The 19,396-nt window shown below is 65.4% G+C and carries 19 protein-coding genes; 13 read left to right on the forward strand and 6 right to left on the reverse strand.

Going from position 1 to position 19,396, the window contains the following annotated elements:
- Positions 1–44 precede the first annotated feature (44 nt).
- Complete coding sequence (dksA, locus tag AB4099_RS00740) at positions 45–467, forward strand: RNA polymerase-binding protein DksA (protein WP_043237690.1); 423 nt, start codon at positions 45–47, stop codon at positions 465–467.
- A gap of 238 nt (positions 468–705) precedes the next feature.
- Here dksA and flgH read toward each other — a convergent pair whose 3' ends face one another.
- The 4 genes from flgH to flgF are packed head-to-tail and all read right to left on the reverse strand — an operon-like array spanning position 706 to position 4,098.
- Complete coding sequence (gene flgH / locus AB4099_RS00745) at positions 706–1,458, reverse strand: flagellar basal body L-ring protein FlgH (protein WP_113514027.1); 753 nt, start codon at positions 1,456–1,458, stop codon at positions 706–708.
- A 23-nt stretch (positions 1,459–1,481) separates the two neighbouring features.
- A complete protein-coding gene (gene flgA / locus AB4099_RS00750; protein ID WP_441476697.1) occupies positions 1,482–2,531 on the reverse strand; it encodes a flagellar basal body P-ring formation chaperone FlgA in 1,050 nt (349 codons plus the stop codon).
- Between the two features lie 11 nt (positions 2,532–2,542).
- Entirely contained in the window at positions 2,543–3,334 is a 792-nt protein-coding gene (gene flgG, locus AB4099_RS00755) for a flagellar basal-body rod protein FlgG (protein ID WP_113513506.1), read from the reverse strand.
- Positions 3,335–3,354: 20 nt separating this feature from the next.
- On the reverse strand, positions 3,355–4,098 hold the full coding sequence (gene flgF, locus AB4099_RS00760) for a flagellar basal-body rod protein FlgF (RefSeq protein ID WP_113513507.1): 744 nt from the start codon (positions 4,096–4,098) through the stop codon (positions 3,355–3,357).
- 291 nt (positions 4,099–4,389) lie between these two features.
- On the opposite strand from flgF, the gene fliL reads away from it, so the two are divergent.
- From fliL to AB4099_RS00785, 5 genes are all read left to right on the forward strand, one after another.
- A complete protein-coding gene (fliL, locus tag AB4099_RS00765; RefSeq protein WP_441476698.1) occupies positions 4,390–4,899 on the forward strand; it encodes a flagellar basal body-associated protein FliL in 510 nt (169 codons plus the stop codon).
- Between the two features lie 39 nt (positions 4,900–4,938).
- A complete protein-coding gene (fliM, locus tag AB4099_RS00770) occupies positions 4,939–6,075 on the forward strand; it encodes a flagellar motor switch protein FliM (RefSeq protein ID WP_113513509.1) in 1,137 nt (378 codons plus the stop codon).
- A 17-nt stretch (positions 6,076–6,092) separates the two neighbouring features.
- The gene (locus AB4099_RS00775; RefSeq protein ID WP_113513510.1) at positions 6,093–6,551 is read left to right on the forward strand and encodes a DUF6468 domain-containing protein; all 459 of its coding nucleotides are present in this window, start codon (positions 6,093–6,095) and stop codon (positions 6,549–6,551) included.
- Positions 6,548–7,381: a MotE family protein gene (locus AB4099_RS00780; RefSeq protein ID WP_441476699.1), complete on the forward strand. Its 834-nt coding sequence runs from the start codon at positions 6,548–6,550 to the stop codon at positions 7,379–7,381. Before AB4099_RS00775 ends, AB4099_RS00780 begins: the two co-directional genes overlap by 4 nt.
- A 114-nt stretch (positions 7,382–7,495) precedes the next feature.
- Positions 7,496–10,927, forward strand: a complete 3,432-nt coding sequence (locus AB4099_RS00785) for a tetratricopeptide repeat protein (protein ID WP_441476700.1) — start codon at positions 7,496–7,498, stop codon at positions 10,925–10,927.
- Between the two features lie 3 nt (positions 10,928–10,930).
- Here AB4099_RS00785 and fliP read toward each other — a convergent pair whose 3' ends face one another.
- On the reverse strand, positions 10,931–11,632 hold the full coding sequence (gene fliP / locus AB4099_RS00790; protein WP_113514029.1) for a flagellar type III secretion system pore protein FliP: 702 nt from the start codon (positions 11,630–11,632) through the stop codon (positions 10,931–10,933).
- Between the two features lie 197 nt (positions 11,633–11,829).
- Entirely contained in the window at positions 11,830–13,134 is a 1,305-nt protein-coding gene (locus AB4099_RS00795; RefSeq protein ID WP_441476701.1) for a hypothetical protein, read from the reverse strand.
- Between the two features lie 258 nt (positions 13,135–13,392).
- Between AB4099_RS00795 and flgB the strand changes: the two genes are divergently transcribed.
- From flgB to cckA, 7 genes are all read left to right on the forward strand, one after another.
- Entirely contained in the window at positions 13,393–13,794 is a 402-nt protein-coding gene (gene flgB / locus AB4099_RS00800) for a flagellar basal body rod protein FlgB (RefSeq protein ID WP_441476702.1), read from the forward strand.
- 27 nt (positions 13,795–13,821) lie between these two features.
- On the forward strand, positions 13,822–14,232 hold the full coding sequence (gene flgC, locus AB4099_RS00805; RefSeq protein WP_441476703.1) for a flagellar basal body rod protein FlgC: 411 nt from the start codon (positions 13,822–13,824) through the stop codon (positions 14,230–14,232).
- A gap of 29 nt (positions 14,233–14,261) precedes the next feature.
- Complete coding sequence (locus tag AB4099_RS00810) at positions 14,262–14,588, forward strand: flagellar hook-basal body complex protein FliE (RefSeq protein WP_441476704.1); 327 nt, start codon at positions 14,262–14,264, stop codon at positions 14,586–14,588.
- A gap of 25 nt (positions 14,589–14,613) precedes the next feature.
- On the forward strand, positions 14,614–14,880 hold the full coding sequence (gene fliQ / locus AB4099_RS00815; RefSeq protein WP_043237665.1) for a flagellar biosynthesis protein FliQ: 267 nt from the start codon (positions 14,614–14,616) through the stop codon (positions 14,878–14,880).
- 74 nt (positions 14,881–14,954) lie between these two features.
- Positions 14,955–15,713, forward strand: coding sequence for a flagellar biosynthetic protein FliR (fliR, locus tag AB4099_RS00820; protein WP_069882615.1), 759 nt, complete (start codon positions 14,955–14,957; stop codon positions 15,711–15,713).
- Positions 15,714–15,722: 9 nt separating this feature from the next.
- A complete protein-coding gene (flhB, locus tag AB4099_RS00825) occupies positions 15,723–16,790 on the forward strand; it encodes a flagellar biosynthesis protein FlhB (RefSeq protein WP_113513522.1) in 1,068 nt (355 codons plus the stop codon).
- Positions 16,791–16,865: 75 nt separating this feature from the next.
- Positions 16,866–19,373 carry a cell cycle histidine kinase CckA gene (gene cckA / locus AB4099_RS00830; RefSeq protein ID WP_113513524.1) on the forward strand — a complete coding sequence of 836 codons (2,508 nt, stop codon included), beginning with the start codon at positions 16,866–16,868 and terminating at the stop codon, positions 19,371–19,373.
- Positions 19,374–19,396 lie beyond the last annotated feature (23 nt).

Below are 19,396 nucleotides of genomic sequence, written 5' to 3' on the forward strand. Positions count from 1 at the left end.
GAGTCGGTAGGCACGCCGGAAACAGACACTCAGAGAGCGCGCCTATGTCGAAACAGATCATCCTGGACGCCGACTACCGACCCTCCGACGCCGAACCCTTCATGAACGAGCGTCAGCGCGAGTACTTTCGCAGCAAGCTGCTCGCCTGGAAGGAGGAGATCCTCAAGGAAGCCAAGGAGACGCTGGTCACCTTGCAGAGCGAGAGCGAAAATCACCCCGATATCGCCGATCGCGCCTCATCAGAGACCGATCGCGCGATCGAGCTGCGCGCTCGCGACCGTCAACGCAAGCTGATCGCCAAGATCGAAGCTGCGATCGCACGGATCGACGAGGGCAACTACGGCTATTGCGAGGAGACCGGCGAGCCGATCTCGCTCAAGCGTCTCGAGGCCCGGCCGATCGCAACACTGTCGCTGGAGGCGCAGGAGCGTCACGAGCGCAATGAACGTGTTTTCCGCGACGACTGAACCTTCCCCAACATCAAAAGCCTGGAGAAGGCCTTTCGCCCCCGGCGAAAGGCCTTTTTGTTGGAATGGAGGAAACCCCGCGCGGGAGGCGCGGGGTTTCAATGGATACCAACCGTAAAAGCTTGGGGAGCGTGGCTGGCATCCGGGACAGGGGCTTGCCTCGGGAGGAAGCAGCCCGCCGGCCAGGGAGGGAAAGGCGGGGAGCGTACCTCGCCTGGCCGGGTTTCTCGAAAGGCCGTCAGAAGGGCAGCAGGATATCCATGACCTGCTGGCCATAGCGAGGCTGCTGGACATCGGTGATCTGACCGCGGCCTCCGTAGGCGATGCGCGCCTGGGCAATCTTGCTTGAATCGATCGTGTTGTCGGATTCGATGTCCTCAGGCCGGATCACACCGGCAACGATCAATTCGCGCACCTCGAAATTGACCCGGATCTCCTGCTTGCCTTCGATCACGAGATTGCCGTTCGGCAGGGTTTGGGTCACCACGGCAGCGACATTGGTGGCAAGCTGCTCGGCGCGGCGGACCGAACCCGAGCCTTCGCTCGAGCCCTCGGAGTCGAGCTTCAGCAACTCACCCGCGCTGGAACCGTCCGGCAGGAACTTGTCGAGCTTGTTCTCGAATCCCATGATCCTCGCCGCGCCGAAATCCTCGCCGTTCTTGCGGCTGCGCTTGGTGGTGTTGTCGAGTTGGGCCCGGTCGGTGACCTTGACCTTGACCGTGACGAGATCCCCGACCATGCGGGCGCGCTGGTCCTTGAAAAAGGCGCGCGAGCCTGTCCGCCACAGCGAGTTCGGCGCGAAGGAGGCATGCTCGACCGCCGGCATCGGCATCTGCACGGGCTTGTAGCCCTTCATCGCAGTCGGATCCTCGATCGGCGAGAGCGCCGGCGCCTGGCCGACATTGGCGAGCCGATCGGCGGCGCCGCAGGCGCTGAGCGTGAGACCGAGCGCCAGGACGCTCGAGAACCGGAGGAGCTTGACCTGAGACATGATGATGTTCCGCATTTTCGTCACTACTGCGCGTTGGCGACGCGGCCGATGCCGGCCGATTTGACCGTGATCCGGCCGGGACCGCTGACCGTGCCCTGCAGCACACGCTTGGATTGGGGATTGGTGACGCTGACGACATCGCCCTTTGCGCCAGCCTCTCCGGCGCGCCCACGCATGGTGAGAAGCAGGCCCGGCGCCTCGTAGACGATGGTGACGAGATCGCCGCGGCCGACAATTTCCTCGCGCTGCACATCGCCATTGCGCAGCGGCATTCCGGCCATCAGCGCGCGTCGCGCAACCTTGTCGACCGCTCCCTTGATCTCGGCGATCAGCTCACCCCCCTGGCCTTCACGCGGGCGCCGCTCGACAATCACGTCGGCGGCGGTCAGCGTCTCGCCCCGGGCAATGGCGCGGAGCGGAACCACGACTTCCGTCGTTTCGACCAGATGGCCCGAGATCCGCACAGGCTTCAGGCGCAGCGCGGCGCTACCCGGCACCGTCAGCAGGGCCTGGAGACGACGCGAGCGGGCGTCGTAGCTCAGGTCGACCACCGTCATGGCGCCGGTCAGTTCGGGCTCGACCGCGATCGAAGGCGTGCCCCCGTCCACGGCCAGCGCAAAAATGCGGCTATCGACGCCGAAGCGCTCCAGCAGGCCGGTCTTGACCGCAGCCTCGACATCGGACGCCATGACGCGGCGAGCCGCGCGGGTAACGACAACCTGGGCGATGCCCTGGCCGTCGATATCGCTCGCCTCGCGAATGAGGCCGCCATTCCTGGCGGCTTCGATGATACGAGCGGCCTGGATCGTACCGGTCTCGCCGAGCGCCGGCGCGCGGAAGGCCGGCATGGCAGCGTCCTGCGCAGAAAGACCGGCGATCAGATCGCCGAAGGTGACGAGATCCCGCGAGAGCGTCAGTTCGTTGCGCAACTGCATCCGGCGTAGAACCGGGGCTGGATGCGCCTTTTCGACCGGCAAGGCAGCCGTTGCGATAGGCGCGGCCTGGTGCGGCTGGGCCGCAAGCGCGGTTCCAGCGAAGAGCAGGGAAACAAGGAGGCTGGAGGAGCGGATCATGAGCACGGTCCTCACCCGCGGAACATCTGCGTCGTCGCCGACAGCATCTGGTCGGCGGCGGTGATGACCTTGGAATTCATTTCGTAGGCACGCTGGGCCGAGATCAGGGAGGACAGCTCGATGACGGCCTGCACGTTGCCTTCTTCGAGCGAATACTGCTGGAGCGTGCCAAACCCCTCGGCGCCGCCGACGCCATCGATCGCCTGGCCCGAGGCCGCCGTTTCGATGAAGAGGTTGTCGCCGAGCGATTCAAGGCCGACCTTGTTGATGAAGCGGGCAAGTTGGATCTGCCCGACCTGCTGCGGCGCGGTCTGGCCGGGAAGCCTGACCTCGACCGTGCCTTGCGCGTTGATGCTGACGCTGGTCGCATTGTTCGGGATCGTGATGCCCGGCTCGACCTGATAGCCATCGCGGGTCACGAGCTGCCCCTGCGAATCGAGATCGAACGAGCCGTCGCGGGAATAGGCGGTCCGTCCGTCCGGCATGCGGATACGGAAGAAGCCCTCGCCCTTGACCGCGAGATCGTATTCCTTCTCGGTCGACGTCATGTTGCCTTGCGTCATCACGCGACCGGTCGAAACCGTCTTGACGCCCGAGCCGATGAAGGTGCCTGCCGGCACCTGCGTGTTCTGGTCGGAGGTGGCGGAGCCGGCCCGACGGAAGTTCTCGTAGAGGAGATCCTGGAAGTGGACGCGCTGGCGCTTGTAGCCAGTGGTGCGCACGTTGGCGATGTTGTTGGAGATGACCTGAACGTTGAGTTCCTGGGCCATCATGCCGGTCGCGGCGGTCTGAAGGGCGCGCATCGTGCTGGCTCCTTTTCCTGTCAGGCCTGCTGGTCAGCGAGGCGCGAGATCGCCCGGCTGCGCAATTCGTCGGATTTGGACATCAGGTTCGCCATGCTCTGGTAGGAGCGCTGGACCTCCATCAACCGCGTCATCTCGATCACCGCCTTGACATTGGATGTCTCGACCGCGCCGGGCTCGAGCCGGGCCAGCGGTCCGGCCGGCTGAGCGGGGGCGGTCGAAGCGAAGAGATTGGTGCCGTCGCTGCTCAACGCAGCCGGATTGGCGAAGCGCACCTGGCGGAGCTTGCCGCGGGTACCGAGATTGGTGGAGACCGTGCCGTCGGCCGCAATGCTGGCGCCGGTTTCGGTATCGCCGAACTGGATCGGGCCGCCCTCTCCCAGGACCGGCTGACCGCCTTGGGTGACGAGCTGACCACGGCCATTGATGGAGAGCGAACCGGCACGCGTATAGCGCTCGCCCTGCGGGGTCTGCACCACGAGGAAATTATCGCCGCGCAACGCCACATCGAGCGGATTGCCGGTGCGCTCGATCACGCCCTGGGACAGATCGACCGGGGTGCCTTTGTCGATGACATAGGACAGCTTGCGGTCAGGCGCCTTGAAGCCCTCGGCGCTCGCCTGGGGCATGAGAAACTCATTGAAGCGCGCCGAACGCGCCTTGAAGCCGTTCGTGCCGACATTCGCCACGTTATTGGCGATAACATCCAGCTCACGCGCCAGAGCCATCTGGCGCGACAGGCCGACGAGAAGCATGTTCTCCACGGCGGTAACTCCCGATCATGTCCCGCGAAAGCCTCGACGCTCCCCAGCGCAGCCTTCGCAGAGCAGTCACCGCAACCACCGTGCCAACGTGGTTAACCGATATCATCACGTTGAAATATAAGGTATATTTCCCCATCCGGACTGCGCCGACCACTCGGCAACAGCGCGTCGGCGGGCAGAAACGACCCGGCAAGAACTGCCGTCCTTAACGAGACATTAACCCTGTTTCGTCAGATTTGCGGGAGTGAGCCGCCCAGAATGGAGCCGCGCTCCGGACCCGGGCAGACAGGTATGGCCAAGAAGACCAAGAGCAGCGACGACGAGGCCGCAGCAGGCGCCGACGCGCCGAAGGCGGGCAAGAAGAAGCTCGTGATGATCGTCGGCGGCGTGGTGCTGCTGGTCGCTCTCGGTGGCGGTGGCTGGTTTTTCCTGAAGAAGCCTTCGCCAGAACAGCTTGCGGCGGCAGAAGCGGCCAAGAACGTCAAGAAGCCGGCAACCTTCGTCGAAATGAAGGACATGATGATCGGCATTTCGAGCGGCGGCCAGCAGGACCGCCAGCCCATCATGAAGATCAAGGTTGTGCTCGAGATCGCGGATGCCAAGGCCTCCGAGGAGATCAAGCCGCTGCTGCCCCGTGTCGAGGATGCCTTTCAGGTCTTCATGCGCGAGCTGCGCCCCGCCGATCTCGATGGATCCGCCGGAATCTACCGGCTGAAGGAAGAGCTTTTGCGTCGCGTGAACGTCACCGTCTATCCGGCCAAGGTCGAAGCGGTGCTGTTCAAGGAACTGCTGGTCCAGTGAACCGGCCTACCCGATCCCTGACCATCAGCCGAGCGTCCCATGGCCGATAGCGAACTCGAACAGACCGGCGGGCTTCCCAAGGACCAGCCGCTGACGCCGGAGAACATGGCGGCGGAATGGGCCACCATGCCCGACACCGTCGAGGAGGAAGGCGAGGCCGAAGGCGGTACCGACCGCCTGATGAGCCAAGACGAAATCGACACGATGCTCGGTTTCTCTGCCGGAGATGACAAGGACAGCCGCAATGGCATCCAGGCGATCGTCGAATCCGGCTCGGTCTCCTATGAACGCCTGCCGATGCTCGAGATTATTTTCGAGCGTCTGGTCCGGCTGCTCTCGACCAGCCTGCGCAACTTCTTCACCGACAACGTCGAGGTGTCCCTCGAGAGCATCCGCTCCGTCCGCTTTGGCGACTATATCAACTCGATCTCGCTGCCCGCCATGCTCTCCGTCTTCAAGGCAGAGGAATGGGACAATTTCGGCCTGATCACGATCGAATCCTCGCTGATCTACTCGGTGCTGGACACCATGCTCGGCGGCAAGCGCGGGCAGCCTGCCCCGCGGGTCGACGGACGCCCCTTCACGTCGATCGAATTCAATCTGCTGAAGCGCGTGATCGCACTCGTGCTGAGCGACGCCGAGGCGGCGTTCCAGCCACTCTCGCCCGTGAATTTCAAGGTCGACCGGATCGAGTCCAATCCGCGCTTCGTCTCGATCTCGCGCCCTGCCAATGCGGCAATCCGGGTCGAACTGCGCTTCGACATGGAAGGGCGCGGCGGCTCGCTGCACATCCTCCTGCCTTATGCGACGATCGAGCCGATCCGTGAGCTGCTCCTCGAGAGCTTCATGGGTGAGAAGCTCGGCCGCGACCCGATCTGGGAAAACCACCTTGCGACCGAGGTCTGGCAGACCGACGTCGCGGTGAAATGCGTGCTGCACGAGACCCAGATGCCGCTGAAGCGCGTGATGAAGCTCGAGATCGGCGACACGCTGATGTTCGACGCCCGGCCGGATTCGGTGGTCTCGCTGCGCTGCGGCGACTTCATGGTCAGCGAAGGTCGCATCGGGCGCGTCGACGACAAGATTGCCGTCCAGGTCGTCAGCCCGCTGCGACGCTCCAAAACGACGATCGCCGCCTTTGACAGCGCCACCAGCCATCTCGGCTCGCCGATCTGACGCCCGGGGACAACGCCATGACGATTACCCTTATCGCCGATGCGCTGGTCGCCAGCCTCCTCGTCGCCACCATCATCACCTGCTATGTCCTGTCCAAGCGAATCGAACGGCTCAAGGCGGATGAAGGCGCGATGCGACAGACCATCGGCGCCCTGATCTCCGCCACCGACACGGCCGAGCGCGCCATCGCCGGCCTGAAGCTGACGCTTGGCGACTGCGACCGGACGCTGGCCGAGCGACTGCGTACCGCCGAGCGCTATGCCGCCGATCTCGCAGCCCAGGTCGAAGCCGGTCAGGACGTCATGGAACGCATCGCCCAGATCGTCAGCGCCGCCACGCTGGTTGCGCCCAAGACAGCAGATCCTGCGCCCGAGGCCGCCGAAGAACCGACCGTCTCGCGCCTGACGAATGCCGCACACGCAGCCGCTGCGATCAGGGCCCGCGCCGCCAAGCGGCTGGAAGGTCAGGCGGCGTGATCGAGAGGCCCCGCCTCATCCCGGCAGTGATCCTCGGCGCCATGGGCCTCCTGGCGCTGAAGCTGATCGCCTGGACGTCGGAGCCGTATCCCGCCAAGGGACCCGCCAGTGCGCAGGCGTTTCCGAAGACCCAGCCTGCCACACAGCCTCTCAAGACGGAACCTGAAGTCTGGGGCCTCGCCAAGGTCATCGCCCGCGCACACGCCCCCGATACGTTCCTCGACCCCGAAACCACCGGCACGATCGAGAAGCCCAAGGCCAAGCCGGAGGAAGAGGCGAAGGCCGAGGCCGCACGCGCGGCCAACCCGAACAACAAGGCCGATGTCCTCAATGGCACCGCCAGGACCACCTCGCCTGCCGAGCGCGCGATACTGGAGCGCCTCGGCGAGCGGCGCGAGGAGATCGAGGCGCGCATGCGCGAATTGGAGATGCGTGAGCGCCTGCTCGACACGGCGGAGAAGAAGCTCGACGGCCGCGTCGGCGACCTGAAGCAGCTCGAGGACAAGGTCGACGGCCCCAAGGCCAAGCAGGCCGAGGAAGAGAGCAAGGCGATCAAGAACCTCGTCATCATGTACGAGACCATGAAGCCAAAGGACGCCGCAAAGGTCTTCGACCGTCTGAACCTCAGCGTGCTGGTTCCCGTGGTCCAGCAGATGAACCCGCGCAAGATGTCGGATGTGCTCGCTGCAATGTCCCCGGATGCTGCGGAGAAGCTGACCGTTGCCTTGGCGACCCCGGCGCGGGCGCCCAGCCTCCCGCGTCTCGCCGCCGAAGCAGCCCCCCTGCCGGGCAACGAGCTGCCCGCCGTCGCGCTGCCGCAGCGGCGCTGACCCTCCCGCGTCCTTAACGCGCCATTATCCTTGACGCCTTACCGTCGGTAGCGCTCGGGCTGCCGTCTTGCGGTCGTGCCGGGCACTGGTGTCGCGTTGCGTGAGTGTACCGGTTTGCGTTTCCCGCGTTCTCTTGCCTTTGGTGTCGGACTGGCCGCGCTTGGCGTTGCCGCCAGCCTGTCCATGCCCGCGCTTGGCGCAACGGCGACCTTGCAGGGCGCCGCCATGCCGCCCGGCTTCGGGCGCCTGTCGCTGACGTTCGACGAGCCGATGCCAGTGCGCGCCCGGGTTGCCAATGGTGTCCTGGTCGTTGCCTTCGGCGGCCCCGTGAAGATCGACGTCAACAAGATCGCCAAGGAACTCCCGGACTATGTCTCGATCGCGCGGATCGACCCCGACGGTCGCGGCATGCGCTTTGCTCTCGCCCGCCCGTATCGGGCGAACCTGATCGAGGCTGGGGACAAGGCTTTCATCGACCTGCTCCCGGAGACCTGGAAGGGTCTGATGCCCGGACCTCCGCCCGAGGTCATCGCCGCCCTGGCCGAGCGCGTCCGGCTGGCGGAGGCCCGCGCCCGCGAGATCGACCGCCGTCCGCCGCCTGCGCCCAAACCTCTCCTGCTGACCAGCGCCAAGCTCCCGACGCTGGAGCGGCTGATTTTTCAGGCGCCCGCGGAAACCAAACTGGCCCATGAGCTTGTTGACGGCACGCTCAGGCTGACCTTCGATCAGGTGCTCACGGTGGAGCCGTCCGCGATCAGGTCCGCCCTGCCGGAACGGGTCGGTCTCGCCTCGACCGAGACCGGTATGGGGAATACCCAGCTCGGCTTTTCCCTGCCCAAGGACTGGCAGGCCCGCAGCTTCCGCGACGACGACCGCCTCGTCGTCGATCTGCTGCCGCCGGCCAAGGCCGGCGTGCTCAGCCTGACCGGCCTCCAGGCAAATGCCTCTGAGCAGCCGGACAAACCGTCCGCCCCTGCGGTCAAGCCGGCAGTCGCAAGCGAGGCGGCGGCGCCGCAGCAGGCCGCGCCAGCCGCCAAGCCAGCCGCAGAGCCCGCCGCGCCCGCCATCGACCCGACACCTCAGCTCGTGAAGATCCAGTCATCGACCGGTCAGGATGGCAGCCGCATCGATTTCCGCTTCCCGCGCCCGACCGGGGCTGCGGCCTTCATCGATGCCGGCCTGGTGACCCTCGTCTTCGACACCCGCGATACGATCGACCCCGCGAGCTTCCGGCAGATGCTTCCGGAGCTGATCGAGGAGACCGTCGTCACGCGCGAAGGCAAAGCCACGTTGGTGCGGCTGCGCCTTTCCAACCAGCAACTGGTGCGCTTCACCGATGACGGCACCGGCTGGTCGCTCGGCTTCGGAGAACAGGCAGGCAAGCCGACGAACCCTGTTGCCCCCGCACGCACCGTCGATGAGCGCGGACAGACGATCCTCGCCGTTCCGTTACCCGGCATGACCGGCGTGCACTGGATCGAGGGTGGGACCGCGGGCATGCCGATGGCCGTCGCAACCGCGCTGGGGCCAACCCGGGCCGTGACCAAGCCTTACCGCTTCGTCGAATTCGGCTTGATGCAGACCGCCCATGGACTCGCCGTCATGCCGCGCTCCGATGATATCGTCGTTCGCGCCGGCACCGAGCAAGCCCTGATCGGGCGCGCCGGCGGACTGACCGTCACCCTCGATCTTCCGCAGAGCGAAGAGGACAAGACGAAGGCGCCGATCGCGGCCCCCCCGCCCCTGCTCAGCCCGGAGCTCTGGGCGAAGCTGCGCGTTGCAGCCGTGCGCGAACGTGCGCGCGATCTTCTGCGCGATGTCGCCGACGCCTCGCGCAGTCGCAAATCCGAAGCACGGTTGGCTCTTGCCCGCTTCTATGCCGCCAATGGGCTGATGCCGGAGGCCGCGGGGCCGCTCCAGGCGATGCTGGCCGACGACGCTGCGATGCGCGGCAATCGCGAGGCTCTTTTCCTGAAGGGCGTGATCGCGGCGAAGATGCACCGTAACCCCGAGGCTCTCGCAGCTTTCGAGGCCGGCCCGCTCAAGGAAGATGCCGAGGCGGGGCTCTGGCGCGCACTGATCGAACAGAGGCTCGGGCGCCAGGCACAGGCGCTTGCCGGTTTCCGGCGCGCGGAGGCGACGCTCGATGGCTACCCAGATGATTTGCAGGTGCAGTTCCGCCCGGCTATGGCACGCGCAGCCATGGCGATGCAGGATATGACGACGGGAGAGCGCCAGATCGAGCGGCTCTCGGAATTGCCGCGCGATCTTGTCGACAAGGATGAGCTCGCACTCCTTCGCGCCATGCTCGATGACGTCAGCGGTCGCCCGGAGGCCGCGCTGAACGGCTACAAGCCGCTCTTCGAGGCCGTGAGCAGGCCGGTCGCGGCGGAGGCGCAACTGCGTGCCATCCGACTGGTCCAGACCGAGAAACGCCAGGACATTTCACCGGACGAGGCGACCCGCAGGCTCGAGACCGTGTCGATCATCTGGCGCGGCGGCGAGATCGAGATCGAGGCTTTGTCCGAGCTCGGCCGTCTCTACACTGCGCAGCACCGTTGGCGTGACGCCTTCCAGATCGCGCGCCGCGCCAACAACAACTACCCCGACAATCCGCTGACGCGCCGCCTTCACGACGAAACGGCCCAGCGCTTCGCCGAGATCTTCAGCAACCGCGACGGAGCGCAGGAGCAACTGCCGCGCATCGAAGCGCTGGCCCTGTTCTACGACTTCAAGGAATTCCTGCCGATCGGCCGGCGCGGCGACGAAATCGCCCGCCTGCTCGCCGATCGGTTGGTGGAACTCGACCTCCTCGACCAGGCGAGCGAGATCCTGCGCTACCAGATGCAGGCCCGCCTGACCGGCGCCGCACGGTCAACGGTGGCTGCACGCCTTGCCATGATCGCGCTGATGAACGGCAAGCCAGCCGAGGCGCTGCAAGCGATCTCCTCGACGCGGCTGATCGAGCTGCCGGGCGACGTCAAGCGGGCACGGCTCCTGCTCGAGGCGAAGGCCCTCTCCGATCTCTCGCGCACCGATCAGGCGCTCGAGATGCTGGAGATCGAACGCGGCCCGGAAGTCGACCGCCTACGCTCGGACATTTACTGGACGGGACGCCGCTGGCGCGAGGCTGGCGAAGCGCATGAACGCATTCTGGGCGAAAGCTGGCGTGGCAACGCGCCGCTGAACGAGCGCGAGCGCGCCGACGTGATGCGCGCCGCGGTCTCCTATGTGATGTCGAATGAGGCCCTGTCGCTCGACCGGCTGCGCACGAAATTCGCTGCCAAGATGGCCGAGAGCACGGACGCCCGCACCTTCGCCTTCGTGACCGGGGCCAACCGCGCCAATGCCGCCGATATCCGCGAAATGGCACGCGCCGCTTCCGGAGCCGACAACCTGTCGGAGTTCATGAGGGCCTATCGCGAGCGCTATCCGGCCTATTCCACCGCTGTCCGCAGCCGGCCCAAACCCGAGCCCGAACAGGCGACACCGCCCAGTTCGACCGGTGCCGAGGCAAGTCCGGACGCAGCGCCAGGCCGCGGTTGACCGCTACGTTCCGTAACTCTTGATCAGCGATCCAGTGACGAGGCCCCAGCCGTCCACCAGGACGAAGAAGATCAGCTTGAACGGCAGGGCGACTGTCACCGGCGGCAACATCATCATGCCGACGGACATCAGGATCGAGGCCACCACAAGATCGATGATCAGGAACGGCACGAACAGCAGGAAACCGATCTCGAAGGCCCGGCGCAGCTCGGAGATCATGAACGCCGGCACGAGGATCTGGATCTGGATATCCTCCGGCTGCGTCGGGCGGGGCTCGCGCGACATCTCGATGAACAGCATCAGGTCCTTCTCGCGGACATGCTTGAGCATGAACGTCTTGAAGGGCACGACGCCGCGGTTATAGGCCTCCTGGGGCTGGATCTGCCCGGCAACCAGCGGCTCGACTGAGACGCGGTAGGCCTCGCGCAATGTCGGCGCCATCACGAAGCCGGTGAGGAACAGGGCCAGCCCGACGATCACGGCGTTGGGGGGCGCTGTCTGCGTGCCGATGGCCGAGCGCAGCAGGGACAGCACAACCGCGATCCGTGTGAACGACGTCACCATGATCAGGATCGACGGCGCCAGGGACAGCACCGTGATGACGGCGATGAGTTGCAGCGCCCGCTCGGCGACGCCCCCACCTTGCCCGAGATCAAGCGAAAGCGTTTGCGCCCGAGCCGGCTCGCAGAGCGCAAGCGCGACCATCGCGCCGGCACAAGCGACGCGGCAGCCGCGACGCCATCTTGCATCCGTCAAGGTCAGGATCACGCAAAGCCGCCATCAAAGCCCGACTCAACCGATCGGGCGAGACGACGCTAGGGCGCTGATGTCCGCCAGGGCAACCAAACTGGCGGCCTCAGGATCGTCGCAGCCCGACAATCCTGTTGATCATGCCCGTCCGATCAGGACTTCGACTTCGGATCACGCCCCAGCAGTCGCGCGAACTCGGCTTCGATCGCATCGACCGAGAACGGATCGATCTGAATAGGCTTCTCCTCCGGCTTCGATTCGGCCTTCGGCTCCTCGGTGGCGGGAACGGTGGGCGTCTCGACCTTTGGCTCGACCCCGGCCTGGGACTCGGCGATCTCCGCCTCAGCCTCCGTATCGGCCTCGTCCTCGCTGACCTCCAGCGCGTCTTCCTCGTCCTTTGGCGACAGCCTGTCGCCATGCTCCACGGGTGCCGGCGCGGAATGCACGACCGGTGCGGGCTCCGGCGGCTTGGGGGCTTCTTGAGCTGGACGGAAGGGAGCGGGCTGCGGCTCGACGACAGGCACCGGCGGCGTCACCACATCCGAGGGCTTGGGCTTCAGGCCGAGAGCCATTTCGAGTTCGGCCGCAACATCGGCCGGCACCCCAACGGGGCGCCCGAAGACGGGCGGAGGAGCCGTCGGAACCGGAGAGAGGACCGGCGCGGCCGCTGCGGGCTTCGGCTCTTCAGGCTTGACCGGCGCGGGCGGCGTCACCGGCGGGATCTCCGGAGCCGGGGTTGCGGGCACCTGGGACGATCGCACAGCCGAATGCGGACGCTTCAGCGCCTCCTCGAGCTGACGGGCCATATCGTCGAGCTCATCGGAACTCACGCTTGGCGCCGGGGCCTGGTTGCGACCGAAATTCGGCGCCTGCGAGGCTACGATTGCAGCTCCTGCAGCGAGACCGGCCATGCCGGCCGCTGCAGCGCCTGCCGGCGCCACAGCCGGTTCGACGCGCGCAGCAGGCGCAGGCGTACGATGCGGTAGCGGCGGCAGGCTGTCCGGCTGCGGGGCAGCGGCCGGCGGCGGAGAGGCGCGGCGCGTTTCCTCCTGCAGATCGGCACGAAGAGCCTCGAAACCGAGCGCCGGGTCAATCGCCAGAGGGCGTTCAAAGACCGGGGCCTCGGCCTGCGCCGGGACCGCAATCCGGCCGCTGCTGCTGCCGCGCACGATATTGGTCTCGACCACCACGTCGGAGGCGCCGCCGATCATAACCAGATGCTCGACATTGTCGCGTCGGATCAGCACGAGCTGTCGCTGCCGGTCGAGGTCATGGATATCGACCACCCCGAGGCGAGGCTGTCGGGCGCGGCCACCGCCCTGCCCTCCTATCCTGAGTCGCCCGCCGGTGATGCGCCGCAACAGGAAGGCGAAGAGCGCCACCAGAATCAGGACGATAGCGAATGCAATGATCCAGCGGAGGCCGGTCGAGAGTTCGAAGCCAAACAACGTCTGCAAGGTTTGCCTCATGTGCGACGGCGACAGCCCTTGGCGGACCGCAATTCCACCCAAGGTTCAACACGTTGGCTATAGCATAACGCCCGCAATTTCGGGAAACAGGGTTAGCACTTGGTTAATTTGGTGCACCGGTTTTGTGGATTTTAACGCGAAATTAACCAAGCACCCGGCAATATTTTCCCAGTGGATCGCCTGTCAGGACGGAATCGCAAGCCGGTTCTGTCCACGGCCATCCCCTCAGGAAACGGGACAAACTCCATGTCTGGCAATGCTTTAGGCACTGGCGGCAACCTGATGCAGGCGTTGAAGACGCGCATGCATTGGCACCAGTCCCGGCAAAAAGTGCTGTCCGAGAATGTCGCCAACGCCGACAGCCCCGGATTTCGCCCGATGGACCTCAAGGCGCCGGCCGTCGGCACGGCTTCGTCCGGCGTCTCGCTGGCTCAGACCTCTGCCGGCCATATGGGCCCCTCCGGCCAGCGCAACGGATTCGATACCGCCAAGGCGCCCCGCTTCGAGGTCACGCCCAATGGCAACGGCGTCAATCTCGAGGACGAGATGATGAAGGTGGCCCAGAACCAGTCCGACTATCAGCTCGCCGCCTCGCTCTACAGCAAGGGACTGGGACTGATGAAGATCGCGATCGGCAAGGGCCGCTAAGGCATCGGACGCAGGAGCAGAAGCCTCATGGATCTTCTCAAGAGCATCGCAGTGGCGACGTCGGGCCTGCGCAGCCAGTCCGGCCGCATGCGGATCATCGCCGAGAACCTGGCCAACGCCGATTCGGGGTCGGATCGCGCCGGCGTCGATCCCTATCGCCGCAAGATTCCGACATTCCAGCGCCGGGTCGACCGGGAACTCGAAGCCCAGGTCGTCGATCTCGGCCGCGTCCAGCGCGACCAGAGTGCCTTCCGGACGAAATTCGAGCCCGGCAACCCCGCCGCCGACGCCACCGGCAACGTCAGCATGCCGAACGTGAACTCACTGGTCGAGACCATGGACATGCGCGAGGCACAGCGCAGCTACGAGGCGAATCTCAACCTGATCTCCTCCACGCGCCGGATGATCCAGCGCACCATCGACATCCTGCGCGTCTGACCGGCGCCAGCGGAACGGAACCTCGCACCATGGCCACATCCAGCTTCGCCGCCGGCGCTTATGCCTCGACGCAGGGTCTCGGCGCCGGCAACCTGATGCGCAAGCCGCTCGGTGCGGCCGCCGGCGCCAGTGCGGGCATGACCGATTTCTCCTCGCTCATCGGCAAGGCGCTGGAAGCAACCGCCGATGCCGGCCGCAAGAGCGACGTCCAGACCGCGAGCGTGGCCGCTGGCCGCTCCGACATCGTCGATGTCGTCACCGCCGTCGCAGAGAGCGAAGCCGCGATCGAAACGCTGGTGGCGGTTCGCGACCGCATGATTGCAGCGTATGAGGAAATCATGCGGATGCCGGTCTGATTCCCGGCTCGATCAGGACGAAACCATGACCTCAGGCGCCATCCTCGACGTCGCGCGCGACGGCATCGTCGTCTTCCTCAAGGCCGGCGGTCCACTCATGATGGTCGCGCTCGGGGTCGGCCTCGCCGTCTCGCTCGTCCAGGCCCTGACGCAGATTCAGGAGCAGACCCTGATCTTCGTCCCCAAGATCATTGCGGTCTTTGCCGCCATGATGCTGTTTCTGCCGTTCATGGGCGATGCGCTTGCAGGTTATATGGGGCGGGTCGCCGTCCGAATCGCCACGGGCGAATGAACCTTTCGCTGCCGCGACCGGCTCTGGGGCTGCCGCAGTGGCGTCCCGAGTGGCGCAAGGGTCTTGCCGGCACGATGCAGATCGCGATCCTGCCCGAGATCGGCGCGCTCTTCGTGCTCGTCTTCGCACGTGTCGGCACCCTCGTGATGCTGATGCCCGGCATCGGCGAACGCTTCATCTTCTCGCGCGCGCGGCTGTCGCTGGCCTTCTTCATCGCACTGATGATCGTCCCCATGGCGCGCACGATCATCACCCCGCCCGGCGACATGCCGGCACTCGTCGGCCTTCTCATCAGCGAACTCCTGATCGGATTAACCATCGGGCTCAGCGTGCGCCTTGTGATGGCTTGCCTGCAGAGCGCGGGTGCGATCGTGGCCCAGACCATGGGCCTGGGTTTCGCGATGACGGTCGATCCGACTGGAGGCATGCAGAACCCGTCGATCGGCAACTTTCTGACGATGCTCGGCATCACGCTGATCCTGGTCACCGACCTCCATCACGTCGCCATCGCGGCGATTCATGAAAGCTATCGGCTCCTACCGCCTGGCGGCTTTCCGGATGTCGGAGATATGATGACCCTGGCGATCCGTGCGGCGACGCAGGGCTTCGCTCTCGCCGTTCAGATTTCCGCCCCCTTCATCGTCTTCGGCTTGCTCTTCAATCTCGGGCTCGGCGTGCTGGCGCGGATGATGCCGCAGCTTCAGGTCTTCTTCCTCGCCGTGCCGGCCTCGATCCTCGGTGGCATGCTCGTGTTGCTCGCCGTCGTCGGCGTGATGATGGGCGTCTTCCTCGAGGATCTCGGCAACTTCCTTCGCCAGTTCACCGGCAACTGAGGAGCGGCGATGTCAGAGGACGCCGACAACGAGGACAGAACAGAAGACCCGACTCAGCGAAAGCTGGACCAGGCAATAGAGAAGGGCGACATCGCCCGCTCGCAGGAGATCGGCACCTTCTTCGTCCTTTGCGGCTTCACACTGGCGCTCCTGGTCGGAGCCGGCTGGTCGGCGAGCAGTGCGGCGCTCTCCCTGCGCTCCTTCCTGATGAACGCGCATCAGGTGCCCTCCAGCGGCGAGGCCTTCTTCAACGTCACCAAGCAGGGCGTGATGACCGGCTTCATGGCGCTCGGCCTGCCCTTCGCCTTCATCCTCTGCGCCGGGCTTGCGGGCGCACTGATCCAGCACAAGCCGCTCTGGACCGTCGAGCCGCTGATGCCGAAATTCAACCGGATCTCGCTGATGGCCGGGGCCAAGCGGCTCTTTGGAAAGGAGGCCTGGGTCAATTTTGCCAAGGGCCTCGCCAAGATCCTGCTGATCGGCACCGTCGTCGGCCTGACGCTCTGGAAGGAACACGACCGGCTCGAGAGCTTCGCACAGATGAGCGTCGCCGCGATGCTGCCGGCGACGCTGTCGCTGACGATCAAACTCATGGCGAGCGTGCTCGCGCTCTTCGCAGTCATCGCAATTGGCGATTTCGTCTATCAGCGCTTCAGCTGGTACCAGCGTCAGCGTATGACCAAGCAGGAGCTGAAGGAGGAGTTCAAGAACTCCGAAGGTAATCCCGAGGTCAAGGCGAAGCTGCGTCAGATCCGCGCGCAGCGGGTGAGGAAACGCATGATGGCCGCGGTCCCGAAGGCGACCGTGATCATCACCAACCCGACCCACTTCGCCGTCGCACTTCAATACGAACAGGGCATGGGCGCCCCGCTCTGCCTCGCCAAAGGCGTCGATGCGCTCGCCCTGAAGATCCGCGAGGTCGCGGGGGAGCATCGCGTGCCGATCGTCGAGAACCCACCGCTGGCCCGCGCGCTCTATGCCACAGTCGATATCGACGAAGAAATTCCTGTCGAACACTATCAGGCCGTGGCCGAAGTCATCGGTTACGTCTTGCGCCTGAAGGGTCGGCGCGCCTAACTCGCAATCTGCGCGACCTGCGCGCTAAGCCCCTCGCAGGCGGCGATGAGGCATGAAACGGGACGGACCAGCCGCATGAGCGGAACCACGGCGACAACCGCGATCGATCGCTCCGACAAGTCAGGCCATATCGGCCTGATCGTGATCCTGCTTGTCGCCAGCGTGCTCGTCGGAGCCGCAATCGCGCTCGGCTTCATTGCCAATGAATGGGCGCAACCGCTGATCCTGGGCCTGCTGGCCCTGCTTTCGGTGATCGGTGTCTTCGGCCTCTTCGCCTTTTCGATCGGCCTCGTTCAGTTTTCGGGCCGTGCAGCGCGCAACGACCTGACCAAGGCCATCGTCGACAGCGCCGATGACGGCGTCGTCGTCACCGAAGGCGAGAACCGCATCGTCTACGCCAACGAAACCTATCTGGCGCTGGCCGGGGCGCGCGGAGCCAGCGACATCAAGCCGGTCGAGCGCCTGTTTACCGGTCGCCCGGAGGTGTCGGAAGCGATCTACCGCTTGGCGACCGCTGCACGCGATGGCCGCCGGCTGGCGGAGGAAGTCCGGCTCGAGCCCGCCCTCAATGGTCGCGATACCGTCGGCTGGTATCGAATTCGCGTTTCCCCCGTGCGCCGCGAGGGCAAGGCCGCCATGCTCTGGAGCGTCTCCGACGTGACGCCCGAGCGTGAGCGCCAGGAGAACGCCTTCCAGGAACTCCAGCACGCGATCGATTATCTCGATCACGCACCGGCTGGCTTCCTCTCGATCGACGCCGATGGCGAGGTGCCCTATATCAATGCCACGCTCTCGGGCTGGCTCGACTATGACCTCGCCCGCTTCGGCTCGGGCGGACTGCATCTCGACGACATCGCAACCTCGAACGCGGCTGCCCTGATCCAGGCTATTCGCGGTCAGCCCGGCGATGTCCGCGTCGAGGTCCTCGATGTCGATCTGCGCCGGCGCAATGGCACGACCCTGCCAGTCAGGCTGCATCATCAGGTCGCCTTCGGCAGCGATAGCCGCGCTGGCCCCTCTCGCACCCTCGTACTTAACCGGACGACCGGCGAAGCTGGATCCGACGGGCGCAGCGATGCCGAAGTGCGCTTTGCCCGCTTCTTCCACTCGACGCCGATGGCGATCGCCACCGTTGACCGCAACGGTGCGATCCTGCGCTCCAACGCCGCCTTCACCCGACTGACGCAGCAGGGCCGCCAGCCCGCTATGATCCAGGATCTCGTCGCGCCGGGCAGTCTTGACGAGGCGCTCGCGGCGACGATGGCCGGCAGCAGCGACATCGCCCCGCTCGATGCCAACCTCTCGGGCGAGGACGGACGCTCCGCCAAACTTTATCTCTCTCCGGTCGCAGCGACCGAGGACAGTGATGGTGAGCGCGCCATCGTCTATGCGCTGGAGACCACCTCCGAGCGCAAGCTCAAGGACAATATCGACCAGGCCCAAAAGATGCAGGCCGTCGGCCAGCTCGCCGGCGGCATCGCGCACGATTTCAACAACGTGCTCCAGGTCATCATCAACGCGTCCGAGTTCCTGCTCGCCAGCCACAAGCCGACCGATCCGTCCTTCCCCGACATCATGCAGATCAAGCAGAACGCCTACCGGGCGGCCTCGCTGGTCCGGCAGTTGCTCGCCTTCTCGCGCCGCCAGACGCTGCGCCCACAGGTGCTCGAACTCGGCGATGTACTCTCCGATCTCTCGCTGATGCTGAAGCGCGTCGTCGCTGACAAGGTCTCGCTCGACATTCGCCAGGGCCGCGACCTCTGGCCGGTCAAGGCCGATCTCGGTCAGCTCGAACAGGTCATCGTCAATCTCGCGGTCAATGCGCGCGATGCCATGCAGGACGGCGGCAAGCTGCAGGTCCGCACACGCAATGTCGCTGCGGAGGAATGCGCCGGCTTTAGCCACCAGGCCTTGCCTGCTGCCGACTATGTCATGCTCGAAGTCGAAGACAGCGGCACCGGCATCCCGGCCGAACATCTCGACAAGATCTTCGAGCCCTTCTTCACCACCAAGGAGGTCGGCAAGGGCACGGGCCTCGGCCTTTCCATGGTCTACGGCATCGTCAAGCAGACCGGTGGCTTCGTCTTCGTCGATTCGACCGTCGGCAAGGGCACGACCTTCCGCATCTTCCTGCCGCGTCACGTGCCGACGGAAGAGGAGATCGCCGCCGACAACGCCGTCAAGGAGGCGCCCAAGAAAGTCGCAGCCGATCATACCGGCGCCGGCGTCATCCTGCTGGTCGAGGACGAGGACGCGGTGCGGGCCCTCAATGCCCGCATGCTGATCTCGCGCGGCTATACCGTGCACGAAGCGGCCTCGGGCGTGGAGGCGCTCGATATCTTCCTCAAGCATGACGGCAAGATCGACCTCGTCGTTTCCGACGTGGTCATGCCTGAAATGGATGGGCCAACCCTGCTTGGCGAGCTGCGCCAGCGCAACCCGGCCACCAAGGTCGTCTTCGTTTCCGGCTATGCGGAAGAGGCCTTCCGCAAGAACCTGCCGGAAGGCGAGCAATTCCACTTCCTGCCCAAGCCCTTCACGATGAAGCAGCTGGTCGAGACGGTGAAGGCGGCGATGAGCTGAGGCGCGAGGCTGCGCAGATAGCG

It is taken from the genome of Allobosea sp. 2KB_26, from assembly GCF_052115715.1.
Taxonomy (GTDB): domain Bacteria; phylum Pseudomonadota; class Alphaproteobacteria; order Rhizobiales; family Beijerinckiaceae; genus Allobosea.

What these genes read in the sequence shown, in the direction of transcription:
- dksA (WP_043237690.1), top strand. Translation starts at nt 45, where the DNA reads ATGTCGAAACAGATCATCCTGGACGCCGACTACCGACCCTCCGACGCC.
- flgH (WP_113514027.1), bottom strand. Translation starts at nt 1,458, where the DNA reads ATGTCTCAGGTCAAGCTCCTCCGGTTCTCGAGCGTCCTGGCGCTCGGT.
- flgA (WP_441476697.1), bottom strand. Translation starts at nt 2,531, where the DNA reads ATGATCCGCTCCTCCAGCCTCCTTGTTTCCCTGCTCTTCGCTGGAACC.
- flgG (WP_113513506.1), bottom strand. Translation starts at nt 3,334, where the DNA reads ATGCGCGCCCTTCAGACCGCCGCGACCGGCATGATGGCCCAGGAACTC.
- fliL (WP_441476698.1), top strand. Translation starts at nt 4,390, where the DNA reads ATGGCCAAGAAGACCAAGAGCAGCGACGACGAGGCCGCAGCAGGCGCC.
- fliM (WP_113513509.1), top strand. Translation starts at nt 4,939, where the DNA reads ATGGCCGATAGCGAACTCGAACAGACCGGCGGGCTTCCCAAGGACCAG.
- AB4099_RS00775 (WP_113513510.1), top strand. Translation starts at nt 6,093, where the DNA reads ATGACGATTACCCTTATCGCCGATGCGCTGGTCGCCAGCCTCCTCGTC.
- fliP (WP_113514029.1), bottom strand. Translation starts at nt 11,632, where the DNA reads ATGGTCGCGCTTGCGCTCTGCGAGCCGGCTCGGGCGCAAACGCTTTCG.
- flgB (WP_441476702.1), top strand. Translation starts at nt 13,393, where the DNA reads ATGTCTGGCAATGCTTTAGGCACTGGCGGCAACCTGATGCAGGCGTTG.
- flgC (WP_441476703.1), top strand. Translation starts at nt 13,822, where the DNA reads ATGGATCTTCTCAAGAGCATCGCAGTGGCGACGTCGGGCCTGCGCAGC.
- AB4099_RS00810 (WP_441476704.1), top strand. Translation starts at nt 14,262, where the DNA reads ATGGCCACATCCAGCTTCGCCGCCGGCGCTTATGCCTCGACGCAGGGT.
- fliQ (WP_043237665.1), top strand. Translation starts at nt 14,614, where the DNA reads ATGACCTCAGGCGCCATCCTCGACGTCGCGCGCGACGGCATCGTCGTC.
- fliR (WP_069882615.1), top strand. Translation starts at nt 14,955, where the DNA reads ATGCAGATCGCGATCCTGCCCGAGATCGGCGCGCTCTTCGTGCTCGTC.
- flhB (WP_113513522.1), top strand. Translation starts at nt 15,723, where the DNA reads ATGTCAGAGGACGCCGACAACGAGGACAGAACAGAAGACCCGACTCAG.
- cckA (WP_113513524.1), top strand. Translation starts at nt 16,866, where the DNA reads ATGAGCGGAACCACGGCGACAACCGCGATCGATCGCTCCGACAAGTCA.